This window comes from Sinanaerobacter chloroacetimidivorans, from assembly GCF_018128545.1.
GTDB lineage: Bacteria > Bacillota > Clostridia > Peptostreptococcales > Anaerovoracaceae > Sinanaerobacter > Sinanaerobacter chloroacetimidivorans.
Genome location: NZ_JAGSND010000005.1, coordinates 72,212 through 93,435, shown reverse-complemented (window position 1 = coordinate 93,435; position 21,224 = coordinate 72,212). Strand labels below are relative to the sequence as shown.

19 protein-coding genes are annotated in these 21,224 nt (G+C 43.4%); 4 read left to right on the top strand and 15 right to left on the bottom strand.

Annotated elements, in window-relative coordinates:
- Nucleotides 1-89 precede the first annotated feature (89 nt).
- From KCX82_RS09260 to KCX82_RS09225, 8 genes are all read right to left on the bottom strand, one after another.
- Nucleotides 90-1,346 carry a CapA family protein gene (locus tag KCX82_RS09260; RefSeq protein WP_227018182.1) on the bottom strand — a complete coding sequence of 419 codons (1,257 nt, stop codon included), beginning with the start codon at nucleotides 1,344-1,346 and terminating at the stop codon, nucleotides 90-92.
- 60 nt (nucleotides 1,347-1,406) lie between these two features.
- Nucleotides 1,407-1,628 carry a NifU family protein gene (locus tag KCX82_RS09255; protein WP_227018181.1) on the bottom strand — a complete coding sequence of 74 codons (222 nt, stop codon included), beginning with the start codon at nucleotides 1,626-1,628 and terminating at the stop codon, nucleotides 1,407-1,409.
- A 13-nt stretch (nucleotides 1,629-1,641) separates the two neighbouring features.
- Nucleotides 1,642-2,841 carry an ABC transporter substrate-binding protein gene (locus KCX82_RS09250; RefSeq protein ID WP_227018180.1) on the bottom strand — a complete coding sequence of 400 codons (1,200 nt, stop codon included), beginning with the start codon at nucleotides 2,839-2,841 and terminating at the stop codon, nucleotides 1,642-1,644.
- Nucleotides 2,842-2,843: 2 nt separating this feature from the next.
- Nucleotides 2,844-3,548, bottom strand: coding sequence for an ABC transporter ATP-binding protein (locus tag KCX82_RS09245; protein ID WP_227018179.1), 705 nt, complete (start codon nucleotides 3,546-3,548; stop codon nucleotides 2,844-2,846).
- Nucleotides 3,548-4,312: an ABC transporter ATP-binding protein gene (locus KCX82_RS09240; protein ID WP_227018178.1), complete on the bottom strand. Its 765-nt coding sequence runs from the start codon at nucleotides 4,310-4,312 to the stop codon at nucleotides 3,548-3,550. The genes KCX82_RS09245 and KCX82_RS09240 overlap by 1 nt, the downstream gene beginning before the upstream one ends.
- On the bottom strand, nucleotides 4,312-5,448 hold the full coding sequence (locus KCX82_RS09235) for a branched-chain amino acid ABC transporter permease (protein ID WP_227018177.1): 1,137 nt from the start codon (nucleotides 5,446-5,448) through the stop codon (nucleotides 4,312-4,314). Before KCX82_RS09235 ends, KCX82_RS09240 begins: the two co-directional genes overlap by 1 nt.
- Before the next feature lie 9 nt (nucleotides 5,449-5,457).
- On the bottom strand, nucleotides 5,458-6,360 hold the full coding sequence (locus KCX82_RS09230) for a branched-chain amino acid ABC transporter permease (RefSeq protein WP_227018176.1): 903 nt from the start codon (nucleotides 6,358-6,360) through the stop codon (nucleotides 5,458-5,460).
- Nucleotides 6,361-6,563: 203 nt separating this feature from the next.
- Nucleotides 6,564-7,742: an ABC transporter substrate-binding protein gene (locus KCX82_RS09225; RefSeq protein ID WP_227018175.1), complete on the bottom strand. Its 1,179-nt coding sequence runs from the start codon at nucleotides 7,740-7,742 to the stop codon at nucleotides 6,564-6,566.
- Nucleotides 7,743-8,002: 260 nt separating this feature from the next.
- On the opposite strand from KCX82_RS09225, the gene KCX82_RS09220 reads away from it, so the two are divergent.
- The 3 genes from KCX82_RS09220 to KCX82_RS09210 all read left to right on the top strand — a co-directional run bounded on the left by KCX82_RS09220 (nucleotide 8,003) and on the right by KCX82_RS09210 (nucleotide 9,688).
- The gene (locus KCX82_RS09220; protein WP_227018174.1) at nucleotides 8,003-8,548 is read left to right on the top strand and encodes an NADH peroxidase; all 546 of its coding nucleotides are present in this window, start codon (nucleotides 8,003-8,005) and stop codon (nucleotides 8,546-8,548) included.
- A gap of 12 nt (nucleotides 8,549-8,560) precedes the next feature.
- Nucleotides 8,561-8,896 (top strand): rubredoxin-like domain-containing protein, encoded by a 336-nt coding sequence (locus KCX82_RS09215; RefSeq protein ID WP_227018173.1) that lies wholly within the window; start codon nucleotides 8,561-8,563, stop codon nucleotides 8,894-8,896.
- A gap of 138 nt (nucleotides 8,897-9,034) precedes the next feature.
- Nucleotides 9,035-9,688, top strand: a complete 654-nt coding sequence (locus KCX82_RS09210; protein WP_227018172.1) for a spore coat protein — start codon at nucleotides 9,035-9,037, stop codon at nucleotides 9,686-9,688.
- Between the two features lie 41 nt (nucleotides 9,689-9,729).
- On the opposite strand, the gene KCX82_RS09205 is transcribed toward KCX82_RS09210, so the two are convergent.
- The 5 genes from KCX82_RS09205 to KCX82_RS09185 form a co-directional block, all read right to left on the bottom strand.
- Nucleotides 9,730-10,827 (bottom strand): alanine racemase, encoded by a 1,098-nt coding sequence (locus KCX82_RS09205; RefSeq protein ID WP_227018171.1) that lies wholly within the window; start codon nucleotides 10,825-10,827, stop codon nucleotides 9,730-9,732.
- Between the two features lie 63 nt (nucleotides 10,828-10,890).
- On the bottom strand, nucleotides 10,891-12,702 hold the full coding sequence (locus KCX82_RS09200; RefSeq protein ID WP_227018170.1) for an AMP-dependent synthetase/ligase: 1,812 nt from the start codon (nucleotides 12,700-12,702) through the stop codon (nucleotides 10,891-10,893).
- A gap of 14 nt (nucleotides 12,703-12,716) precedes the next feature.
- Complete coding sequence (locus tag KCX82_RS09195; protein WP_227018169.1) at nucleotides 12,717-14,438, bottom strand: AMP-dependent synthetase/ligase; 1,722 nt, start codon at nucleotides 14,436-14,438, stop codon at nucleotides 12,717-12,719.
- Nucleotides 14,439-14,648: 210 nt separating this feature from the next.
- The gene (locus tag KCX82_RS09190) at nucleotides 14,649-17,687 is read right to left on the bottom strand and encodes a methyl-accepting chemotaxis protein (protein WP_227018168.1); all 3,039 of its coding nucleotides are present in this window, start codon (nucleotides 17,685-17,687) and stop codon (nucleotides 14,649-14,651) included.
- Nucleotides 17,688-17,740: 53 nt separating this feature from the next.
- Nucleotides 17,741-17,926: an RNA-binding protein gene (locus tag KCX82_RS09185; protein WP_227018167.1), complete on the bottom strand. Its 186-nt coding sequence runs from the start codon at nucleotides 17,924-17,926 to the stop codon at nucleotides 17,741-17,743.
- Between the two features lie 257 nt (nucleotides 17,927-18,183).
- On the opposite strand from KCX82_RS09185, the gene KCX82_RS09180 reads away from it, so the two are divergent.
- Complete coding sequence (locus tag KCX82_RS09180; protein ID WP_227018166.1) at nucleotides 18,184-18,516, top strand: helix-turn-helix domain-containing protein; 333 nt, start codon at nucleotides 18,184-18,186, stop codon at nucleotides 18,514-18,516.
- Between the two features lie 23 nt (nucleotides 18,517-18,539).
- Here KCX82_RS09180 and KCX82_RS09175 read toward each other — a convergent pair whose 3' ends face one another.
- Both KCX82_RS09175 and KCX82_RS09170 read right to left on the bottom strand, forming a co-directional pair.
- Nucleotides 18,540-19,583 (bottom strand): homoserine dehydrogenase, encoded by a 1,044-nt coding sequence (locus KCX82_RS09175; RefSeq protein WP_227018165.1) that lies wholly within the window; start codon nucleotides 19,581-19,583, stop codon nucleotides 18,540-18,542.
- Nucleotides 19,584-19,669: 86 nt separating this feature from the next.
- The gene (locus tag KCX82_RS09170; protein WP_227018164.1) at nucleotides 19,670-20,944 is read right to left on the bottom strand and encodes a cysteine desulfurase-like protein; all 1,275 of its coding nucleotides are present in this window, start codon (nucleotides 20,942-20,944) and stop codon (nucleotides 19,670-19,672) included.
- Between the last annotated feature and the right edge of the window lie 280 nt (nucleotides 20,945-21,224).

Here is a 21,224-nt window from a genome sequence, read left to right as displayed (position 1 = left end):
ATTTATACCCCACTTTAGATGCTGAAAAGGGCCGAGGGAAATTGTTGAAAGCTCCTTTTCAACATTTCCGCCAGCCCCTTTATGATGCGTTATTCATTTACCCTTATAAATTCATTTCCCAGCAGTGAGACCACATCCGCCAAAGCCTGCTTTGCCCTTGAAAGATGGCCGGAAGCTTTCAGGTCAGGATTCTCTTCCAGACTCTGATCCAAAGGAATTACAGCATAAACATCTTTCCCTCGGGACTTATACTTATCAACCCAGGTTGGTACAGCGCCCATCTGAACGGTCAAAATTTGTCCGGTACTTTTCATGTATTCCAGATCGACTTCGGCAATCATGCCCTGCTCCGTATAGCGATTATCCAGGGTCTCCGTTCTCTGGTTGGAGAGCAGATTTCCCATAGAATAAAAGACGGGAACTTTTTTCCCTGAGGTTTCATCCGTCAGCAATTCCAGCCCCTGAAGCACGTGGGGATGAGAGGCAAAGATGAGATCAGCTCCAAACTTGACGGACTGTCTGGCTATGTATAGCTGATAGTCATTCGGTGAACGCTGGTATTCCTCTCCCCAGTGATAATAGCAGATGATCAGCTCCGCACCTTGATCCCTTGCAGCCTGAATGGATGCCTGAATTTTTCCCAGATCCTCATCCAAAGTATTATAATTGAATGTATTGAATAGGTCTAAAGCGTCCTCCGGAACATAATTGCTGTTGATCGTGGTTCTGCCATTGGCGCTGGGCGTTTCATAAGTATAAGCAACGATACCGATTTTCACATTCTTTACATCCACAATGGTGTAATTCTTCTCCCCTTCCAGCTGGGTTCCCGCCGTTTGCAAGCCTGCGCTCCGGCATATTTCCAGTGTCCTTTTCATTCCCGACAGACCCATATCCATGATATGGTTGTTTGATGTTAGTGCCACATCAAAGCCTGCGTTTTTCAAGGCATTCGCCAGACTTTCCGGCGCGTTGAATACCGGATATCCTGAATAGGTACCGCCGGCAAAGGTGGTCTCCAGATTGCACAATGCTAAATCTGCGCTTTCAATATACTTTTTAATATATTGGAAATTATTATCAAAGGAATAAGAGTTGGTTTCGCTTTGGTATTGTGCCGGAATCTGAGGCTTGTGCACCATAACATCTCCAACAGCCGATATTTTTAAGGAGATCGGCTGCTCAACGACGATGGTATCGGGAGACTGGGGTTTTGTATTTACATTATTATCGCCATGTAAAAGAAGTGGGAATAAAAAATATAATCCCACTACAATTACGGCAAGCGCTCCCGCTGCTGCGGAAAGCTTTATGATCTTGTTCTTTCCATTCTGTTTCTGATCCATTTTTACCTTTATTCATGTACGCCGGGATATCCGGCAAAGCGCTCTGCAGCGTTTCTTACGTTAAACGGATTCTACTCCGGCAATATCCGGATACTGTTCTTTTAAGATTCTCTCGATAACGCCTTTCAGTGTCATCTGCGCTCCAGGGCATCCATGACAAGCACCCTGCAATCTTACCTTTACAATTTTGTCATCTGTGTATTCCACAAACTCAACATCTCCACCATCTCTCTGTAAAAAAGGTCTGATGTTGTCGATGGCTTCTTTTAAATTTTGTTCCATTATTAGTTCCTCCTTATTGCCATGTCGGCTCTACTGTATATGTGTGAACAAATTTACCATTTGTAATGGTTTTTATAACGACGGATTTAATCGGATCGCCGTTTTCATCGAAGGTGATTTTACCGGCAGCTCCGGGAAACTCTCTGGTGGACTTTAATTTTGTTTGGATCGCTTCCCCATCCTGAGAAGTACCCGCATTGGTAATGGCATTGATTGCAAGTAAATAGGCATCAAACCCCAAAGCCACGTTACTTTCCGGTGTCGCATCTTTACCGTATTTTTCCCGGTATGCCTTTAAAAATACGTCTGTAATTTCCGTAAGATTGGACTCGGAATCAAAGAACGTTGCAAATACCGCGCCCTCTACATTTTCACCGCCCTTTTCCAGGAACTTGTCCGTTTCCCAGTCATTGGTTCCCAGGAAAACAGCTGTAGTCCCGGCTTCCTTTGCCTGTTTCATAATCTCTATGGCATCGGTGGTTTTCCCGGCCATCAGAATGACTTCCGCACCGGAGGCTTTCACCTCATTCAATTGTTTGCTGAAGTCTTTTGTTTTGGTTTGATACTCAATAATCTTCGCAATGGAATTTTCATCTTGTGTCAGTGCAGCAAATTTATCGGAAAAGGTTTGAGAAACTGCTGCTGCATAATCATCATCCACATCCTTAAAGATCGCGGCTTTGCTGACTCCCATTTCCTCTACGGCATATTTGGCCAGCGCTATCCCCTGAAAGGATTCTACAAAGCAGGCACGGAAATAATATTCATTACTGCCGGTAACCAATGGATTGGTAGAAGTTACAGCGATAGCCGGAATTTTGGCCTTTGCAAAATATTCACCGCCCGCTAAAGAAAGGGTGCTTCCATAGCTTCCCAGAACCACAGAGACTTTTTTGTCCACGAGCTCCCGGGCAACAGTGGCTGCAACGTCAACGTCTGATTGATTATCCGCAAATACAAGCTCCACCTTTTTTCCTAAGACTTCGGGATAGAGTTCATGGGCCAATTCTATGCCTCTTTTTTCAAGTTCTCCATATTCTTTGTCTTTTCCCGACAGCGGCTCAAAGACACCGATTTTTACAACATCAGATTCTTCATCTTCCACCGTCAGGAATGTTTCTTTAAAATTTGTATATGTGGTGCATCCTGATAATGCTGCACTTATTGCAACGAGGAGTGCAACGACTAAAATACAATATCTGTTACGTTTCATTTTTATTCTCCAAGATATGCTTTTTTCACCCTGTCGTTAACCAGCAGGTCTTTGCCCGTCCCGGACAGTGTGACGACACCGGTTTCCATAACATATCCATAATCGGAAATCTCAAGAGCTGCTTTTGCGTTCTGCTCAATCAGAAGTACATTTACACCTGCTTGATTGATTTCTTTAATAATACCAAAAATATTTTTCACAATAAGGGGTGCCAGTCCAAGGGACGGTTCATCCATCATTAATAATTTCGGACGTCCCATTAAAGAACGTGCCACGGCAAGCATCTGCTGTTCTCCCCCGGACAGCGTACCCGCAGCCTGCCATTTTCTTTCTTCCAGCCGCGGAAACAATTCAAAGACCCATTTCCTGTCCTTGGCAATTCCATCCTTATCCTTTCGCACGTATGCACCCAGGGTAATATTTTCATCTACCGTAAGATCCGGGAATACTCGTCTTCCTTCCGGAGTGAGAATCAGGCCGTCTTTTACAATGTCCTTCGTTTTGCTTTCCGTAATATCCTTTTTATCATACAGAATGGTGCCTGAAGTTTTGGGCACCAACCCCATAATCGCTTTCAGGGTAGTGCTTTTGCCTGCTCCGTTGGCTCCGATGAGAGATATGATTTTTCCATCAGGCACTTCCAGACTGATGCCTCTTAGAGCATGAATTCCACCATAGTGGACTTGCAGATCTTTGATTTGTAACATTACTCATCCACCCCCAAATAAGCCTCTATTACCCTTGGATTATTCTGAATTTCATATGGGTTCCCTTCTGCAATGGTAATTCCGTAATCCAATACATAAATTCGTTCACAGATTCCCATAACAACCTGCATGTGATGTTCGATCATCAAAATTGACAGGTCGAATTCATCCCGGATTCTGGCTATAAAGTGCATCAAATCATCAGATTCCTGCGGATTCATACCGGCAGCCGGTTCATCCAGCAGCAGGATCCCAGGATCGGTAGCCAAAGCTCTTGCAATCTCAAGACGTCTTTGCTTTCCATAGGGCAGTGAATAGGACTTCTCATCCTTTAAGTCTGCCAGACCTACCTTTTCAAGGAGAGCCATGGATTTATCATACATGGACTTCTCTTTCCTGGAATAGTCCGGTGTTCTCACTACGGAAGAAATCCAGTTGGACTGCAGCCTTAAATGGTTTGCAATCACTACATTTTCTAATACGGACAGTTCCTTGAACAACCGTATGTTCTGAAACGTTCTTGCTACGCCAAGCTTGGTTATGGCACTTGGCTTCATGCCCGTGATATCTTTATCACCAAACAGTACTTTGCCGCTGGTTGGTTTATAAACTCCGGAAATCATATTAAAGGCTGTTGTTTTGCCGGCACCGTTGGGGCCGATAAGACCTATGATTTCATTCTTCTCAAGCCGGACGTTCAGATTTGACACCGCTACGACACCGCCGAATTTCATGGTTATATTTTCTGTTCTAAGCAGGGACATTATTGATCACACCCTTTCTTAGCCTTACTTTTTCGGATTGCTCTATCGGCATAGTAATTCTTCGTATTATTGGGCAAATCGATCAGCCATTGCCATGAAAACTCCCTGACACCCATAATTCCTCTTGGTTTAAAAATGATGATAAACATCAAAAGCAGGGAGAAAACTACCATACGGACACCCGGTATTCCAGGAATCTCCAAAGGTCCCAGATCGAAGCTGCTGTCCAGGAATCTCAGCATTTCCATAGCGGCTGTGATAACAATGGCTGCCAGCACGCCTCCGGTTAAGCTTCCAATTCCTCCGAATACCACGATCAGAACGATGTTGTAGGTCAGCAGGAACCTGAACATAAGCGGGTCAACGGTTCCCATAATATTTCCCAAAAAGGCTCCGCCGATTCCGGCAAAGAAGCTTGCAATTACAAAAGCCAGAAGCTTATGCTTAAATACATTAATTCCCATAGCTTCAGCCGCAATTTCATCTTCTCTGATGGCCAGGAAAGCCTTTCCATAGCTTCCTTTTACAAGTCTCACCATAAATAGGACGGTAATAACAGCAGCGATCCAAATACAGGCACTCATATTTAAAGCCAGGCCGGTAAAAGGAATTCCTATCTCTATTTTGGGCAGGCCCTTTAAGCCTAAGGATCCATTTGTCACACTCTGCAAGTTTGTGAATATGATTCGAATGATTTCAGCAAATCCCAAAGTAGCGATTGCCAGATAGTCATCCTTTAATCTTAATACAGGTGCCCCGATCAGCAGACCGGCTATTGCAGCAAAGACACCGCCAAGCAGGATGGCCGGCAGGAAAGACCACTCCGTATTTGCAAGCCATGGGACTATGGGCTCCAGATAATAGTTCAGCTGTTTTTCCATCGGAGGCAAGGTCAGCAATGCCACCGTATAGGCGCCGATGGCCATAAAGCCTGCATGACCCAGTGAGAACAAGCCAAGAAATCCATTGATCAAAATCATGGATAAGGATAATATGATATAAATACCGCAAAGATTCAAAATTCTAAGCTGGTAGTTGCTCATAAACTGATTTGCCAAATACAGCAAGATAAAAATTACGACAATGGTTATCAGGGTAAGGATGCTGTCGCGTATTCTTCTTTCTTTACTCTTCATTTGACTCACCTACACTTTCTCTACGGATGCTTTACCCATAATCCCTGCCGGTTTTACGAGTAAAACAAATATGAGCACTACGAAGGCAAAAGCATCACGATATCCGGAAAGTTCCGGGAAGAAGGCTACAATCATGATTTCGCCAAACCCAAGGATAAAGCCGCCGATTACCGCGCCTCTCACATCACCGATACCGCCGATAACAGCAGCAATGAAGCACTTCAATCCTGGCATAAGACCCATAAGCGGAATGAGCTGCGGGTATTTCATGCCCCACATGATCGCCCCTACTGCAGCCAGCCCGGATCCCATGGCAAAGGTTACGGTTATGATGGTATTTACATCGATCCCCATAAGTCTTGCTGCTTCATAGTCCTTCGAAACCGCACGCATAGCCATGCCTGTCTTCGTTTTGTTGATGATGTAAAACAATATTAAAAGAACCACCAATGTCACTACCGGAATCACCAGAGAAACACCGGAGACACTGACGCTTCCAATATTAAAAATCTGATTGAACAGATCAATATTCGGAAAAGCTTTGGGTCTGCCGCCAAAAATCATAACACCTAAATTCTCAATCAGGTACGAAGCGCCTATGGCAGAAATCATAATGGCAATTCTTGGTGAATTTCTAAGAGGCCGATATGCTCCTCTTTCCAGGAGGACACCTACTAATATGGTAAGTAAAATTGCAAGGGGAAAAGCCAGGAACCAGGGCATGGTAAATGCCGAAATTGCATAAAATGCAAAGTAAGCTCCCAACATAAAAATGTCTCCATGGGCGAAATTTATTAATCTAAGAATACCATAAACCAATGTATATCCTATGGCCAGCAATGCGTACAAACTTCCCAGCGATATTGAGTTTGCCACTTGCTGCATAAATGTCCCGAAGTCCATTGTTGTCATCAGGGATTACTCCTCTCTATATTAAATAAATCTTGAAAATGGTTAAGTTTGAAATCTCAATTCTCATGAAAAAAGTGGCTTGGCCACTTCCGTAGGGAGCCTAACCTAAGAACTGAAATTTCAAACCTAACAAGTCAATTGATGTGGTCTCCCCGTGGAGACCACATCAATAAAATCAAAACTTATTCAAAAATTGATCTGTTTTAAAATGGTTCTACGAATGATTTGTAAGTAAACTTTCCGTCTTTTATCGTCTTGATTACCGCAGGCTTAATAGCATCCCCGTTTTCATCAAGAGTAACGACACCGGTTGCTCCTTCAAAGCCATCTGTTGCGGCAAGTGTATCTCTTAAAGTAGGTCCATCGACTGTACCGGCTTTTTCAATTGTCTGGATTGCCAGTAAATAAGCATCGAAACCTAATGCAGTTACGCCTGCAGCCAGTTCATCCGCACCATACTTGGCGGCAAAAGCATCCAGGAAGGTGGCAGTCATGTCGGTGAGAGGAGCAGCAGGATCATAGAAGCTTGAATAAACAGCTCCTTCTGCGGCTGCACCCGCAATATCTATAACTTCAGGAGTTTCCCAAGTATCTCCGCCTAAGAATGGAAGATTGATTCCAAGTTCTCTGGCTTGCTTCATGATAAGAGCAGATTCGGTAAAGTTCCCTGGGAAGAAAATAGCCTGTGCATCGGAGTTTTTGATGGAAGTCAGCTGTGCACTGAAATCGTTGTCACCTGTGTTGTAATTTCCTACACTTGTGATGCATTTTTCATCTCCGGTAAGTTCTTTCATAGAGTTTGTAAATATCTGAGATAAAGCTACGGAATAGTCATTGGATACTTCCTGAATGATGGCAACCTTTTTGTATCCGCCTTCATTTACGGCATAGTTTGCCATTACCGCACCCTGGAATGGGTCGATGAAGCACACTCTGAAATAATATTCATTTCCGAGTGTAACAAGGGGATTGGTACAAGAGGTTCCGATAGCCGGAATCTGAGCTTCTTCGAATACAGGACCTGCAGCAATGGAATTAGAACTTCCCCAGCTACCAATGATGATGTGAGCTCCGAAATCGTCAACTAGATTTCTAGCAGCATTGGCTGACTCGATTTTGTCGGACTTATTGTCCACATACTTTAATTCCACAGGAATTTCTTTACCGTCGATGGTCACTGTAGGATATAGTTCGTGGGCAAGATCAATGCCTTGTTTTTCAAGTTCTCCGCCGGCAGCATTTGCTCCTGTTAACGGTTCAAAAACGCCGATCTTAATAACCTCGGGCAGTTCGCCTGTATCAGCTTTTTCGCCTCCGCCGCAACCTGCCATAAATGCCATCAGTAACATGGTAACTGTCAGCAATAGTGAGATTTTTTTCATTACCTGTCCTCCTTAAAATTGTTGCTGAATCCAGCAATTCAGATTAAATAATTAGACTAGCCTGAAAGATAAGGATAGTCCCTATATATTATATCAATTCTATAGAAAAAGTAAATAGGGCGGAAATTTTTCTATCAAACTATCCTTTTTCAGGAAAATTTTATGTTATAGATGGAAATGAATTTCTGCTGTTTATACTCCGGGTTCAGTGGTATAAATTGTAATAGATCAATTAATAACTAGCAAGGAGGAATTCGTATATGAGTAAATGGATATGTTCAGTATGTGGTTATACACACGAGGGTGATCAGGCTCCCAGCCAATGTCCCCAATGTAAGGTTCCGGCCGAAAAGTTCAAAGCCGCCGGTCAGGAGGAATTGGGATGGGCCGACCAGCACGTGGTAGGCGTGGCAAAAGGAGTGGACGCTGAAATCATCCAGGGACTGAAGGATAATTTTATGGGAGAATGCACAGAGGTCGGGATGTATCTTGCAATGGCTCGTGTAGCCGAAAGAGAAGGATATCCTGAGATCGGTGCTTTTTATAAATTAGCTGCTTTCGAAGAAGCGGAACACGCTGCAAAATTTGCAGAGCTATTGGGTGAAGTTGTCACTGATTCAACCAGGAAAAATCTTCAATTAAGAGTGGATGCGGAAAGAGGCGCTTGTGCCGGCAAAAAAGAGCTGGCAAAAAGAGCAAAAGAATTGAATCTTGATGCCATCCACGATACCGTTCATGAAATGGCAAAAGATGAAGCAAGACACGGATGTGGATTCGAAGGCCTTTTAAAAAGATATTTTGGTTAACAGGAAGGGGAAATGAAAATGTTGTGGAAATGTTCAGTATGTCGTTTTACCCATGAAGGAGATCAGGCTCCTGAAAAATGTCCTAAGTGCGGCGCTCCCGCCGAAAAATTCAATGCATTATCAGAAGAAGATGCGCAAAAAATATATGCATCGGACCGCACCAATGATATCCATATGGAAATCGCCAATCTTGCCATGAGAATCGCTGAGCTTGCCGAGGAAGGAATCAAGATTGATCTGGATCCGCCTTGTGTCGCAGTTTTTACCAATGCAAAAAAAGAAGCTTGGATCATCAAGCAAAGAAGCAAAGCGGAACTTTCCGGACATATGGAAAAAGGAAAATGGTAGCATAACCCTTTTTAAGAGCTTCGAATCAGGGTTTCCTGAATCATTCGAGATTCAGAAAGCCCGAATTATAGATTCGGAGCTCTTTTTTCATGCATAATATCACCTATTCCAATCAAACTAAAATCGGAGGTGATTTTCATGAAAATTCAATTAAGTAAAAAAGAGCGTATGTTATTGGAAGATGAGAAAACTCAGGAAGAACTTTGCATAGCAAAATACAACAGCTATGCGCAGCAGGCGCAGGATCCTCAATTAAAGCAATTGTTCACCAAGCTTGCTAATGAAGAGCGGAAGCATTACGATACAGTGAATCAACTTCTTCAAGGATTCATGCCTTCTTCCGGCCAAGGTCAGGGCGGAAGTCAAATGGCAAAACAGGCAATGCAGAGCGGACAAACCTCTCAGCAGGCCATGGAAGTTGGACAGATGGGCGGTCAGATGGGACAAAAGGGCATGCAGTCCGGTCAATCAGGACAATCAGCACAACCAGGTCAATCGGGAAGCCAAACAGGTCAGCAGCTTATGCAGTCCAAGGTTCAGCTGAATGCCAATGCAGGACAAGGCTCCCAGAGTCAGTCGAACAGTTCAAGCGGTAACAGCGCAGATAAAATACTCTGCATTGACATGCTGTCTACGGAAAAATATGTTTCAAGCAGCTATGATACCGCTATCTTTGAATCTGCAAGCACCCCGGTAAGACAAGCTCTGCAGCACATTCAAAAGGATGAGCAAAGTCACGGAGAACAAATTTTCCAATATATGAGCAGTAACGGCATGTATCAGGTACAGTAAATCTAATAAGGGGCTGCAAACCGCAGCCCTTTCTATCATATTTATTTGCATACGATCCTGACATTGGGGGAATTGGTTGCAAATACAATGGTTGCATAGCATAAATCAAATTCCACAACGTCTCCGACTTTTATGTCTCTCTCACATTCTTCAATGTCAATAATCAGGTGGTCGCTGCTGGCACCCAGCACCTCAACACCTTTTTCTCTGGGATAAATCATATCCGGGAACGCGACATCCACTTTCCCCAGACCCAACAATGCCCTTTTTCTAATACCGCGGTCAACATAGGTTCCGGTTCCTCCAAAGGCATCGAAGGTAATCTCACCTACCGGATAGCTGGGTTTATTCTTGACCTCAATGACTTCAGCTCTTAATGTAAAGGCATCCTGGTTCATAAAACTCATATCAAGACCCCACAGATCCCGAAGATCCTTGGCAAGAATAATTCCCTCCCCCATTCTCAGGTTATTGATTCGTTTCGGCATGGTTCCGTTTAAAACCAATGGGAAAGAAGTGGTGGCCCCTCCGGAGATAATATCCAATTTTCTGCCGATGGCCTTCTCTATCATTTCCGCATCCCTTATCAGTTCTTCCATTTTTTCCGGAGTAGCGGCAACAGATCCATAACAGCCGAGGTTTGTTCCAACCCCTGCCAGTTCCAGATGTGACAATTCATTTTCTACAAGCAGCGCTGCATCCAGGAGCTCTTTTTTATCCCAGAATCCTTCTCTCAGATCACCTAAATCGATCATCAGGATAACCCGATGTTTTTTCTGCTGACGAATGCACTCTTCATTCAAGGCTTTTAAAACCTCGGCTTCACTATTTAGGCTAATTTGCGTCAGGCGAATCACATCTTTGATTTCGCTGAGCATTGGAACACGAATCAGCATGAAAGGCGTCTTGATTCCAAATTTAATTGCTCCTTCAATCTGCTCCAGTCTGGAGGAAGCAATAAAGTCACATCCCGCCTCCGCAAACTGGTTCGCTCCTTCGGGGATTCCGGTAAAGCCCTTGATTACCCCTGCAATTCCAATTCCTTGTTTACCGCAGATCTGAACGACCTGATCGATATTATGTCTAAATTTCTTTAAATCCAATTCTACCATAGGGTATCTGATTTCCGAATTGCTCATCTCAGTTTTCTCCGTTTCTTCTCTCAAATTAATATTATATGAAATTCCAAAGAAATGATCGAGTTACTGGATCCCCTTATTGGCATCCACAAATCGTTTAATTTTCTTTCCGGTGGTTTTCTCAAATTCTTCTTTTCTCACATCAATCTTCTTGATTCTCTTAAAGAAGGGCAGATCTGTATTCAACTTATCAATTTCTTTCCAAATCAGCGCTTCCACCTGCTCATCGGTATAATTTTCTCCCAGAACTTCCTTTACTTCATCATAATCAGCCCTGATACTGGCAAAGATAAGAGTTTCTCCGGTTTCCTCACTATCCTTTCCCCAAATAAGGGATTCGCTGACATAGGGGATTCTGCCGATATAATTCTCAATTTCTTCAGGATATACATTTTTGCCGTTCTTTGTGATGATAACATTTTTGATCCTGCCGGTAATATGAACAAAATTGTCTTCATCCAGATATCCAAGATCGCCGGTATGAAACCATCCGTCCTTTAAGACCTCTGCGGAAGCCTCCGGGTTGTTATAGTATCCAAGCATCACGTTCCCGCCCCGAGCGCAAATCTCTCCGATTCCGGTTTCCGGATCCGGTTCGTGAATCTTGATGCCGAAGCCCGGCGGAATATAGCCTGCTGCATCATTTTTCGGATATTTGTCAGGATTCAACGCACAGATAGGGGCGCATTCCGTCAGACCGTAACCCTGTACTGCATTGACTCCGAAATCTCTGATTCCCTGAAGAATATTGGGGTCGATAGCAGCACCTCCGCAAATAATTACCTTCATTCTCCCTCCGAAAAGCGCAATGATTTGTTTAAAGAAAATGGGTGCCAGATCAAGGCCGATCTTCTTTGTTATTTTATTAATAGCAATGACTTTTTTCAACGTATCCGCTTTTCCGGACTTTTTCGCATTCTGCCAAATCTTCTTATGCAGGCTTTCTACGATAAGGGGTACACCCAAAAAGATGGTAGGCCTTGCTTCCGAAAGATTCTTCACGATATATTTGAGTCCCTCACAATAGGCTATGGAAGCGCCGCGGTACAGCGGCATCAAAAATCCGCAGGTACATTCGTAGGTATGATGAATGGGCAGTACGGAAAAGAAAACATCTTCAGGACGCACTTCCAGCAAGGTAGGCGAAGCCATCAGATCTTCTACGATATTCCCGTGGGATAGCATCACTCCCTTTGCGATTCCGGTGGTTCCCGACGTGAAAAGGATGATGCTCATGACGTCGCGCTCAATCTGGGCATCCAGAAATTCCCGATTCCCATTTTCCATAAGAACCTTTCCCGCTTCCGTGATTTCTCTTAATGACAGTCGAGTCTCATCGCTGACCTCGGCATCCATGTTAATGAGAAACTTTAAGTTTGTTTCTCCGCGGTTCTTCATGTCCTGAAAGATTTTCTCATATTTATTGGTATAAATGATACATTCTACGCCGGCTTCCTTGATCAACTGTTCGAGTTCGGAGGCATTCAGTTCTTTGTCAAGAGGCACAACGATGCCGGTACCGCAAACCACTGCCAGATAAGAAATAGCCCACTCGTAACGGTTATCACCGATAATGGATATGCATTTTCCTTTCAGTCCCAGGGAGTTTAATGCGGTGCCTAAAGCATCTACGTCTGCCTTGGCCTCCTTATAGGTAATGCCACGGTAAGGTCCTCCCACCTTATCCTTCACATGAAAGGCAATATTGTCACCGTAAAGTTCTACGCTGGATTCCATCATCTGCTTCAAATCGATAATTGGTCTGATATCCCGGTACATGACATATTTGTCTTTGCTGTTCTTGATGTCTTTAACCCTTTGGACCGCATACTCCATTTCCTTTTCTTTGATAGCCTTATATTGACTTGCATCCATTTTTACTTACCTCCTTATTTGTGGTTAGCAGCGTATCTTTTTATTTTTTTCGTAGTGGTTTTTTCAAATTCCTTTTCACGGATCTCAAATCTTTTTACCCTCTTGTAAAGAGGCATTTTTTCGTTTGCTTCGTCTATTTCCGCTTTTAATAATTTACGTAACGCTTCCTCTGAAAGCTTTCCCTTCTTTTCTTCGATGACAGGGAAATCCGGGAAAATCTCCGCACAGACGATGGTGTCTCCGGATTTTTCATCCTCCATTCCCCATACCAGTACCTCACTGATATAATCGCTTTTATTTAAATAGAATTCTACCTCTTCAGGAAAAATATTCTTACCATTCTTCGTAACGATGACATTCTTCTTTCTGCCGGAAATATAGAGAAAACCGTCTTTGTCAAAATAGCCGTAGTCTCCGGTATGAAGCCATCCGTCAACCAGCACTTTCGCTGTCTCCTCCGGGTTGTCATAATACCCCAGCATGACGGAATCTCCTTTGCAGATGATTTCTCCGACTCCGTTATCATCCTGATCGATTATCCGGATCTCCGTTCCGGGCATGGGCAGCCCTACGGAGGCCGGTTTATGATACCGATCCTTGTTGACTGCAATAATAGGCGAATTCTCCGTCATCCCGTAGCCCTGTATCATGGTAAAGCCCATGGCGTTAAAATCTTCAATGACCATCGGATCAATGGCTGCCGCACCGGAGATGAGAAGCTGCATATTCCCCCCCATGGCCTGATGTACTGATTTAAATAATTTTTTTGTAGATTTTATGTTAAACTTCCCAAGTTTTTTGGAAAGCTGTACTGCCGCACGCATTTTATCCGCTTTTCCTGTATCTTCTGCTTTTTTCCACACTTTTTTATGCATGGATTCAAAGATTAATGGCACGCCAAGCATGACGGTAGCCTGTGCTTCCGCCATGTTTTTTACAATATATTTCAATCCCTCACAAATAGCAACACAGCACCCCTGATACATGGAGGTGAAAACATGACAGGTCAGTTCATAAGTGTGATGCATGGGTAAAACAGATAAGCCTGTAAAGTTTTTCGATACGTCTACATACTTGGACATATTGTAAACGTTAGCAGTCAGATTTTTATGAGAAAGCATAACGCCTTTTGCCATTCCAGTTGTTCCGGAGGTAAACAAAAGGGAACACATAGCTTCCGGGTCGATAACCGCGTCCACGAAGAATCTTTTTTCTTCCATCAACAGTCTGTTTCCCGTTCGGACGAGCTTTTTCAAAGATAGCCTGTTATCCGTACTTTCCAATGTGTCCATGCTGATAATATATTCAATGCTGTCAATTTCCCGAATGGCTTCTTCTACCACAGAACCTACTTTGCTGGAGTAAACAACAGCGCTGACTCCTGCCCGCACCAAAAGGTTATGAATTTCCTGAGCCGGCAATTCCCGGTCAAGGGGAACAATAACGCCTGTTCCATTCACCACTGCGAGATAAGTAACCACCCATTCGTACCGGTTTTCCCCAATTACCGCAATTTTTTTGCCCGTAAGCCCCAGATCCATAAAGGCAGTGCCCAGTCCGTCAATATCGCTTTTAAACTCAGAAAACTTAATTGGGATATACTTCCCGCCTGGCGCATTTTTAACCAAAAATGCATTTTTATCTGCATAAAGTACGGCGCTGGTATCTATCATATCCTTTAAATCTCTGATGGGTCTATGAATATAGATTTCGTCCTTATACTTGGCACTATTCATTCCAGGATACCCCTTTCCATAGTGTGATAAATTATTTTACCATTTTATAGGGGTTTAATCAACATGAAATAGCCGCCCAGCCCGAAGTACAAGGACAGATCATCTAAAAATCTACACATAAATCAAGGGGTTTTTCTCCAATACCTTTTGGTCAGAAATCCGGGCTATTTCTTTATCAAAGTGTGTCAGTAATCTTTTCCGGATCAAATTTTAGTATTTATCAGCTCCGTTTAATGCAATCCTTGAAACGGGTTCCTGCCTGCGGTACTCCCTTTCCGCTCTTCCGGGTTCCTGACCACGGTCTTCTCCTTCCGTTCTCCCTGCACCTCCAAGGAGTTTTATTTCTCCGATGCTTCTGCTTTTTATTTTGAATCTGCTGACCATCTGCTTCAGGATATCAGCCTGTCCGGATAATTCTTCACTGGCTGCGGCGCTTTCCTCGGCCGTAGCCGCATTGTTTTGAACCACCTGGGAAACCTGCTCTATTCCTTTATTGATTTGAGCAATACCTGAGGCTTGTTCATTGGAAGCATTCGCAATACCTCCTACCAAATCCGCTGCTTTCTCAATACCGCCGACGATTTCATTTAAAGCGGATGCCGTATCATTCGCGATCCTGGTTCCGGCCTGCACTTTATTTATGGAGCCTTCGATGAGTTCGGTGGTTTCTCTGGCTGCCTCCGCACTTCGGGCCGCCAGGCTTCGTACTTCTTCTGCTACCACCGCAAACCCCTTACCATGCTGCCCTGCACGTGCCGCCTCCACGGCTGCGTTCAAAGCCAGAATGTTGGTCTGGAATGCAATATCATCAATCACTTTAATAATTTTAGAAATATTTGCAGATGATTCATTAATTTCAACCATAGACGCCAGCATCTCCTTCATCTGGCTATTTCCCTTCACCGCATTGTCTCTGGCCTCCACCGCCAGTTCATTGGCTTGGTTTGCGCTATTTGCATTCTGCTTGGTCTGAGTTGCAATTTCAACGATGGATGCCGACAGTTCTTCGATAGAGCTGGCCTGCTCCGTAGAGCCCTGAGACAGGGACTGACTGCCTTCCGATACCTGCGATGATCCGGAGGCCACTTGCTCTGCAGCGTCATTGATGTCTCCCATTACTTCATTTAAAGAATGAATAATATCATTCAGCGAGTTTTTAATGGCAATAAAGTCCCCTTTATAATCTGCCGTAATTTCCAGATTCAGATTTCCTTCCGTAATCGCCGAGAGCACGTTGGATATTTCACTGATATAATGGAGTAAATTGTCTATAGTTTCATTCAAGGCATATTTTAACTCCGCATGATCTCCCTGGTATTGCCCTTCCATTTTGACATGAAGATTGCCTTTTGCCATTTCCTTAAGAACGGCGGAGGCTTCTTCAATGGGAGCAATCACCGAATCCAGCGTTTCATTGATTCCTGTGATGACCTTTTGATACTCTCCCTGGAATCTGCCGGCATCCCCTCGCGTAGAGAGTCTGCCTTCTACTGCTGCCGAAGAGAGCAGTTCCGTTTCTTCCACCAGAGATTTTATCGTTTCAATCATCACAATAATGGAAGGCATCAGAGAATCGTTCTCACTCCTTCTTCCTATAGCCTTCAAAGCTTCTAGATCTCTGAGGTCTCCCTGAGAAATGTTCTGAATGATTTCAATGGTATGCCGTACTCTGTCAGCCACAAGGTTAACAGATTGACCGATCTCTGCATAGATACCGGAATGAATTCCTTCTATTTTTTTTGAATAGTCGTTTCTGCTCATGGCTTCAAGAATCGTTTTTCCTTCTGCCAGCCCGCCGAAGCCCCTGGTGGAAGCATTAATATTCTCCTTAATGTTATGAAAATCACCATAATAAACATCCGTAATTTCGTCAGGTATGATTCCCTTGCCCATTTTGTCCATATATTCAGACATGACATGAATGGGCTGTACAAAGGCTTCTATTAATCCGTTCATCCCTTGGATCAAGGTTCTCCAGTCGCCTTCAAAGGCTTCTTCAGCGCCTCTCTTATCCAAGTTGCCTTCTTGTACTGCAGTAATCAGAAGATTAGATTCTGTAAGCAAACCATTCATAACGTCGATGCAGTTATTTAAATTATTTATTATTTCGTTAAAATCCCCAAGATAGGTATCGATAATTTTAGGAGGCACATTTCCTTTGCTGATGCTTTCCACGTAGGCTGCCGTCAGGTTTATAGGATCAATAAAAGCATCTATTAAACCGTTGATTCCCTCAATTAATTTCTTCCAAACCCCTGAATAAGACTCTGCGTTTCCTCTTTCACCCAGCTTACCCTTTGTCACTGCATCAATCAGGCTATCGATTTCGCCATTGAGCTCATTGATGGTATCTACCGTTTTCTTCAGTGATGGAGATATTTCATCTTTATCGTCGGTGATCTCAATGGTTGTGCTGATCTCACCTTCCGAAATATTGCCGATGGTCCGAATCACATTTTTCTGAAGATTCTCGGCGAATGCATCCAGGGTCGTTGACATGTGACCAATTTCATCTTTCGTATTGAAGTTTAAACGTTCGTTTAAATGCCCCCTGCTCATTTCTTCAATCATAGACACCGCTCGTTTCAGCGGTTTTGTAATAGACCCTGAAAGGGTGATTCCTATCAGCATGGAAATCACAATAACGATAAAAGCAGCGATCAGAACGATGGTTACGGTTCCGGCTGCTGTTTCATTGTTCTCATTTGCTTTTGCTTCGGCATCACTGATCTTCATCGCAACTAAATTATCAATAGCCTCCTGCTCCGCCTTGGAAGCAATTCCGGTTTTTCCCTTTTCCCCAAGCATGGCAAGAGCTTCTGCATCTTTGTTTTCTTTTGCAAGTGTGATTACCTGATCGAGAGCTTCTACATAATTGCCGTTGATAACGACAAAGGAATCGTACTCCTCTCGCATACGGTCAGAGAGTATGGAAGCTTCAAAATCAGATAATAACTGATTTATCGTTTCTCTTCTATCTTGAATATTTTTAATTTTGGATTGGATTTCTTCCGGAGTCTGTGCAATAATCATATCTCTGGCATCTACTCTGTTTCTTTGAAATTCGTTGGAAATTTCAGAAACCAGTGATAACGGAACAGTCATATGCTCATACAGATCCCGATCAGATTTTTGAATTGTTATTAATTGATAACATGAAAATACGCCTAGAATACCGCAAATAAGAGATATGAACGCAAAGCCGATAATCAGCTTCTTTCTTATGCTCATATTGATAAACCATTTCATCCTACTATTTCCTCCATTAAACTTCGACTGTTGCGTAATCTGTCTTATGGCTGTTAAGTGATTGCTCCATTGAGCCCTCCTAAGCTTCGCCTGATAGCTCTGGTATTAGACCTTTTGTTAAAAGATATTTTTTGCTGCGTCTGCATACCAAGAATGAAGAAATATAGCTGTTCGATGATTTCTACATCCTGTACCGATCTGATTTTTGTTTTTAAGTTTTCTTTTTCACGTGACAACATATTCACCTCCTTGTGTTGCTTTGAAACAATAATATATTGCTTTGAGCAATATGTCAATGCTTGGGATGAGAATATCTGTCAAATTTTGAAATATTGTGTCGTTTCGCAAGATGTCACAAAATATTGCAAAAGGTTGGCTATGACTGATAATTTCAATTTTCAGAACAGTTATAAGGCCATACATACAATAAAAAATGTTGACATAGGCAACATTATTTTGTAATATAGTAATACTTTAAAGAAAGGAATTTTCCAGGATGTTACACGAAAGATTGGTGGTATTACTCAAAAAGTTGGGTTTATCTCAGCGGCAGTTTGCGAATCGAATAAATTTAGATCCGGGATACTTTTCACGTATTATTCAAGGGAAAACCATGCCATCAAAACGGATCCTTCTGCTTATCGAAAACATATATAACGTCAATATGAAATGGTTGGAGACAGGAGAAGGTGAAATATTTAAAAATAAGAACATGACTCATAAAAAAGCGGAAATCTTAAAGATCATCGATACGTTGGAGAAAGATCAAGTTAACGCAGTGTCATCCTTTTTAAAGTATCTTCAAGAAGAAAAGAATAAAAACGAATAAAAGCGAAAGAAATGGGCTGTCTGTTATGACAGCCCATTTGTTCGTTCTAATATGCGAAGCAGATCACTAAGGATCCCATATCCCGTCTGTTCAATTTCAGGATCATGCTCGACGATGGAGACGGTTCCCATCAAATCCGTAGTTATGGAAACCACCGACGAGGTTCCGGAAATACCGGCAAGAAGCTCACCCTTGCTGATTTCCACCGGTTCTACACTGCCTTTTACACAGTTCTCCAGGATTTGCCCCCGGCATAGAAGTTTGATTACCTTGCCTTTTCGGGAAGCCTCCTGGATTTGTTCCGCAGTAATATCCTCAATGCCTTTCCTGTCGATATCGGCAGGAGTGATGTCGGCATCCATTAAAACGTTCAACAATGCCGCCGTTTTAGCCGCTGCATCCCAGCCTTGAACATCCATGGAGGGATCTGCTTCCACAAAGCCTCTCTCTTTTCCTTCTCGAAGCACACTATCATAATCACGGCCCTTGGCCATTTCTTCCAGGATAAAGTTTGTGGTGGAATTAAGGATCCCCTTTATCTCAGTAACTTTGCAAAGCTGCAAGGTTTCCTTGACCAGATTAAAAACCGGGGTTCCGTCCATGACTGTGGTTTCATAAAGAAACAGGACTCCCTGCTGCTCTGCCAGCCGGCAAAGAGATTTATAGGACCAGGCAATAGGACCTTTATTGGCGGTAATCACATGTTTTTTCCGTTTCAAAGCTCCGGTAATGTGACTGATAGCGGGCTCTCCTGTAAAGATATTCAATGGGGTCAGCTCTGCAAGGACATCATAGTCTACGGAAGTGACGATATCCATAGCATCAAGTCTGGAAAGCCCCCGGGTTCCTTCATCAAATCGACCCAGTGTTTCCATATCCTTTCGGGCTTTAGAGAGATCGATGCCCTTTGAATCAACTAAAGTCCCCCTGCTTCCCGTTGCAATAGCCACAACCTTCACGCCGCAGCCGAAACGTGCGTTTATTTCTTCTTCTTTTTCCAGCAGCAGCTTGGCAAAGGCCTGACCTGCATTTCCAAAGCCCAGCAGGGCAAGTTTACATTCCTTCATTTAATACCTATCCTTTTTATCTTAGACTGCAAAATCCTTTCGCATTTCCTTTTATACCAGGCTGCAAAATTCTTTCGCATTTTCTTTTATTCCAGGCTGCAAAATTCTTTCACTGCCTGAATGGTTTTTTCGATTTCCTCCATAGTATTATATGGTGCCAGACCGATTCTTACAAGTCCTCCCTGATCGCCCAGCTTAAAAACTTCATTCACAATATGTATGGCGTAAAAGTCCCCATCCCAGACAAAGATCCCTTTTTCTCCAAGGAATTTAGCTACATCATGGGCATTGGACCCTTTCACGGTGAAGGAAACGGTGGAAGTCCTCGGAGTACCCTCAAGAGGCCCATATACTTTTACTCCGTCAATAGCGGCCAATTCGGACCGCAGCTTTTTCGCCATAGGTTCTTCATAGGCTTCTATAGCCAGAATACCTGCCACTACGAACCTTCTTCTGCCCGATAGACCTTTCAGCTCCTCTTCAAAATAAGGCTCATGCACCCTGCCAAGATCGGCGATAAAATCAACAGCAGCGGCGGCGCCGGAGGCAAGCTCCATTGCCAGGGTTCCTGTCTCAAATTTATCTGGGATCTCCAGATTGTCGTTGGCCATGACTCTGACGGGGTTCATTTTTTCTCCGACTTCTGCCTTGGCATAGAGCACGCCGATATGGGGGCCGAAGAACTTATAAGCGGAACAAACGAGAAAATCCGTATCGATGTCCTTTACATCGATACATTTATGGGGAGCATAATGGACGGCATCGACGATGGTAACCGCTCCGACCTCATGGGCCAGTTTTACAAAGGTCTTTACCTCCGATACGGTTCCGGTGGCATTGGAAGCCCAGTTTATGGCAACAATTTTCGTTTTCGGAGTCAGCTTTGTTTTGTAGTCTTCAAGGTCAAGAGTACAGGTCTCAGGATTCACCTTTACGCATTTCAGCACCATCCCGTGTTCTTCCAGGATTCTCCAGGGAGACCGGTTTCCTTCATGATCCAGTTCGGTAATGATGACCTCATCTCCGGGTTTCAGATCCCGCAGCAGCCCGTAAGCCAGTTTAAAATTGTTGGATGAGGAGTTTGCACCAAAAGCAATCTCTCTGGGTTCACAGTTCAAAAAGTCTGCGAATGCCTCCCTCGCCTCCCAAAAAAGCCTGTCGCTTTCCTGAGACGTTACAAAGCACCCATGGGCATTAGCGTTATGATAATACAGATAGTCATTTATTTTTTCCACAACGGATCTTGGCACCTGTGAGCCTCCGGGCCCATCTAAAAATGCGGCCGGATGCCCATTGACGGTCTTGCTGAGACAGGGAAACTGTTCCCTTACATAGTCAATATGAAATTTAAAATTCTTCATAACGATTTCCTCCTTACTTACCTGTAAAAGGCTTGCATTTCTATCTTTTTTTTAGTTTACCATTGGGAAATCAACCGTTCAATTGGACCAAATGAAAATATTGAACCCGTTTTTTGTAATTGCTCCAAAGGACAAGCTGACAGCTATAGAAATCTGAATCTTACTTTATAGAGATCTGATAGCTATAGACAAGTATATGCCCGTCTACTATAATGTATTTACCTTTTAATGAAAAGGCGAAGCCTGTTTGTCAAGGCTTTCGGAGCGGTGCTCCAGGAAG